Source organism: Streptomyces sp. NPDC060049 (assembly GCF_042736715.1).
In the GTDB taxonomy this organism is placed as follows: Bacteria; Actinomycetota; Actinomycetes; order Streptomycetales; family Streptomycetaceae; genus Streptomyces.
On record NZ_JBHWVV010000038.1, the window covers coordinates 1 to 3,764 of the forward strand.

Below are 3,764 nucleotides of genomic sequence, written 5' to 3' on the forward strand. Positions count from 1 at the left end.
GGGGACCCTGTGGGAGAGTAGGACGCCGCCGAACAATCATTGTGGGAAAGCCCCGCACCAGCCCTCACGGGCTCGGTGCGGGGCTTTTCTGCGTTCCGGACCCGGTCCACCGCCCGGGCGGCAGTCCTGTGCGAAGCAGAATGTGTCGTTCGGTGCCGTGGAATGATGCTGCCCATGCACTCCATCAGAAGGGCCCGTGCCGCGTAGAACGCCGGCCTCGCTCCGCCCGCTTGGACGGACTTCGAGCCCTCCCTGGAATCGGTATCGCGATGTCCCAGGACTGTCGGGAGCAGCGAACGCAGCCGTCCGAGTACTCGAGCGTGAACACCTGACCCCGGGCATCGTCGCCGCGGCGCTGAGTGTGTGGTCGGTCCGCGTCCACGGGACGAGGCGCCGCTGGAAGCGGTGGGAGTCCGAGTTCGTTTGCTCGTGCTGCGGAGAGGGATGGGCCCGCGACAAGCTGCAGGAAGCCCTGTCCCTGTTGCCGCGAAAGGCCGCGGCAGAACTGCGCGCGCGGGTCGAGCCCCTGGACGAGATCCTGCTCGGCAGAACCCACCACGAGCCTCTGGCACTTGAGGAGCTGCCCTGGTGGCACCGCCGCTGCTGACCCTGCCGGCACAGCCCACGTAGCCGTGGCGGAACCCTGCTCTGAACCGTGGCCCTGGTCGAGTCCGCGGGCCCGACCTGGCGGGCTCTGACGGCGGCGGCAGGCCAAACTCCTCCCTTCGCCGACCCCGTTTCATGGGCGACCCGCGCACCTGCGGGGCCCCACGGTTTCCCACGCAGACACGTCCCCTGGGGCAGGCCCCAGGGGAGAGCCCCTGCACGCTCCGGAGCCGGCCCACGGCGTCGTGGTCGACAGTGTCGTACGGAGGATGCGAGGAGGAGTGCGCCCCCCTCGGCAGCGAGGATCCGGACCAGGCGGTCGAGGTCGAGGGTCCGTGCCACTGCCGGTGGCCCGGAGGCCGGGGAGGGGACCACAAAACCGCCAAGGTGCAAGGCAGGCCGTCGGCGGCGCCGGTGCTGATGGGTGGGGACCGGGCCGGACGGGCGGAGTCGGCATCAACAACGGCGCAACGAGCCGGGGCCGACACCAGCAGCCGGCAGCGTGACCGGCACCGCCGGAGGAGGGACGGGGGTGCGAGCACTTGCGGCCAACGTGTTCTGGGGCTGGGGACTGCTCGGTTCCGAGCGGATTCGTACGAAGGCCGGCGTCAGCTGGGCCGCGCGGCTGTTCCCGTCCGGGACGGGTGGAAGAAGGCGACGTCGAGGCACGCGCGTGCGGGTCGGGCCGCGAGGGAGAGTGCGGGGGCGGGGGCGTCGGCCAGGCAGTGGGCGGAAGTCCGTTCGGGTGCGGGGAGTGAGGGCGTAGCGCTCGCGGCCGGCCCTTCGCGTACGCGTCACCGTCCCGGAAGCATGTCTCCGCACCGAGGACCAGGTGCTGTCAGCTGCTGAGGAGCTCGCAGGTGAGCGGGGCCCGGCGGGCGGCGTCCCTCCCTGCGGACCAGGGAGAGCCCGGCGAGCAGTCGGTCTGCGCGGAGGGGGTCCCGAGGGCGGAGGGTGCCGCCACTCCAGGCTGCCAAGGCCCTGGATGACCTGCCCGAGGCCTTCGGTACGTGGAAGGGCGCTCACAGCAGGCTGCGGATGTGGGCGATCGACGGCACCTGGGAACGCGTCTTCGCCGCCCTGCCCGCCCAGGCCCGACGCCGAGATGGACCTGAACTGGGTCGTTGGCCGTCGATTCCACGATCGTCCGTGCCCACCAGCAAGCCGGCGGGGCCCGTCAAGAGGGGCTCCGGCCGGCGAGCCGGCCGACCATGCCCTTGGGCGGTCCCGCGGCGGGCTGCCCACGAGGATCCACCTTGCTGCCGGCAGCCGGCCTTCGTTCCCACTCCCGGCCAACCCGCAGACCCACCGGCGTTCACCCAGGCCATGGCCGCAGTCCGGGGGCGAGGCCGAAAGGCAGGCCGCCAACCCGCCCCGCCGTTGTGCCGGCCGACAAGACATCCCACGCGGATAGGCGTCAAGCCGCCGTGGCCCTGAGTCCGGCTGAAGCCTGCGGGAAAGCGACTGCTTCGTCGTAGGTGTGAGCGTTCTGGAGGCAGTGGAAGAGCATGCCGTGAAGCGGTTGAAGAGGTTCCGCTGTGCTGCGGTGGCGGTCGCCGGCTGCTCTGCGGCTGTCGTAGTGGGCTCTGGCGCCTGGTGACCTGCTGAGAGAAGAGTTGAAGGCCCAGAAGTAGCCAACGGCGGCAAACCTCTGGTTCTTGACCTTCTGGCTCATGACCTTGCAGCTTTGCCACTGGCTCTGGTGACGGGGCCGCTTCCCGCGTAGGCCTTGAGGGATCCGGCGGTGGCGCAGCGGGTCCGGTCGTCGCCGATTTCCGCCAGGACCCGGGCGCCGGTCAGTGCGGCGAGGCCCGGCAAGCTGCGGATGACCGGCGCGTCTGGATGCTCCTCGAAGGCTTGCGTGACGGCTTCCTCGAGCAGGAGGGTGATGTCGCAGGCGGTGTTCAGATGCCGGAGCAGAGCGGACGTCTGAAGCCCGAGAGCTGCCTCGACCTGCGGGCGCTGGTGGAGGCAGTCGCATTTGAAGACCTCGTGGAGCCTTTCGGCTTCGGCCTGGATGCCGCGGACCCTGGCGGCCTGCCTGAGCAGCGACTGAGGCGCGCCGAGATTGCAAAACGCAGACGCCTCGGCAGCAAGGGCGGTCGGCCGCCGACCTTCGACAAGACCTCTTACAAGCAGCGGAACCGCGCCGAACGCTGCATCAACAAGCTCAAGCAGTGGCCCGGCCTACCAGGCGGGCCTTCACCTTGGGCCACCCACATTTCTTCCGCGAGGTGATCGCTGCGAAGCGGCTAGGCCCTCACCCGCTACCGGTGGCGGAGGGGGTCGGCGGTTTCGGCGGTCACGGTACGGGGACCTCCGGGTCAGGCGTACGGCCAGGTCCTCGCCCACGGCATCGACCACCGATCGCCTGCTCCATCACTGCGGCGGCCTCGGCGGGACCGGGGCCGGTCGAGGTGAGGAACCATTCCAGGACCCTGACGCAGTGGCGGAACCACCGCTCTCCGTCCGTGCGCGACCGCCGCGACCAGTCGTACGGCTGCCCGTCCCAGATGTCGGCTGCGTCTTCGGGACTCCCCTCGTGCGGGGGAGCCAGGAGCGCGAACCGCTCCGGGCGAGGCCGCCGTCTCCGTCGCCTTCAGCCTTGGCCCAGCTCCATGCTCCGTGCGTAGGACCACGGGCCGTTTGCGGGAGGCCACGTACTCGCCGGCCCCCCCCGTGGTGAAGAGCGTCTGCCCACGCCGATCCGCATCCGTGGGGGAACGAGCGGCAGCGTGGGGTGTGCGAGCACCGCGACCTCCCCGTCCCCGTCCCAGGTGAAGGGGTACCGCGGTGGGTGGATGTGTAACGAGGTCAGCCGGTGCGGAGAGGGGGAGAGGTAGGCCGATGCGGGTGCTGCAGACGGCCGGAAGGGGAAGAGGGCCGAGGGAGGGTACGGGGGTGCCGGCGCTCCTGTCGCGCCGATTTTGACGCTACATGGGGGGTGAGGTAGAGTTGAACAGTTGCCTGGAACTGAAGAAGTTCGGCAGCGGCTCCCGAGGAAGCTATTCCGAGTGGGCATCCTCGACTCCTCATCCAGGAATCTGAAGCCGGGAAATCCGGTGGAAAACTTCTGATAGAGTCGGAATCGCCGGAAAGGGAAACGCGAAAGCGAAGAACTGGAAAGCGAAACCCGCTTCGACCGGGAATCGGACACG

At 69.8% G+C, this 3,764-nt stretch carries 2 protein-coding genes; one reads left to right on the forward strand and one right to left on the reverse strand.

Annotated features, from left to right (window positions below; all coding sequences use genetic code 11):
• Window positions 1–2,277: 2,277 nt before the first annotated feature.
• On the reverse strand, window positions 2,278–2,424 hold the full coding sequence (locus tag ACFWBY_RS36585) for a transposase (RefSeq protein ID WP_385345154.1): 147 nt from the start codon (window positions 2,422–2,424) through the stop codon (window positions 2,278–2,280).
• 24 nt (window positions 2,425–2,448) lie between these two features.
• Here ACFWBY_RS36585 and ACFWBY_RS36590 point away from each other — a divergent pair, with 24 nt between their 5' ends.
• Window positions 2,449–2,844 carry a hypothetical protein gene (locus tag ACFWBY_RS36590; protein ID WP_385345151.1) on the forward strand — a complete coding sequence of 132 codons (396 nt, stop codon included), beginning with the start codon at window positions 2,449–2,451 and terminating at the stop codon, window positions 2,842–2,844.
• The last annotated feature ends 920 nt before the right edge of the window (window positions 2,845–3,764 follow it).

Bases quoted from the DNA above. Each gene is read 5' to 3' on its own strand.
- ACFWBY_RS36590 (WP_385345151.1), top strand. From the start codon at position 2,449: ATGCTCCTCGAAGGCTTGCGTGACGGCTTCCTCGAGCAGGAGGGTGAT.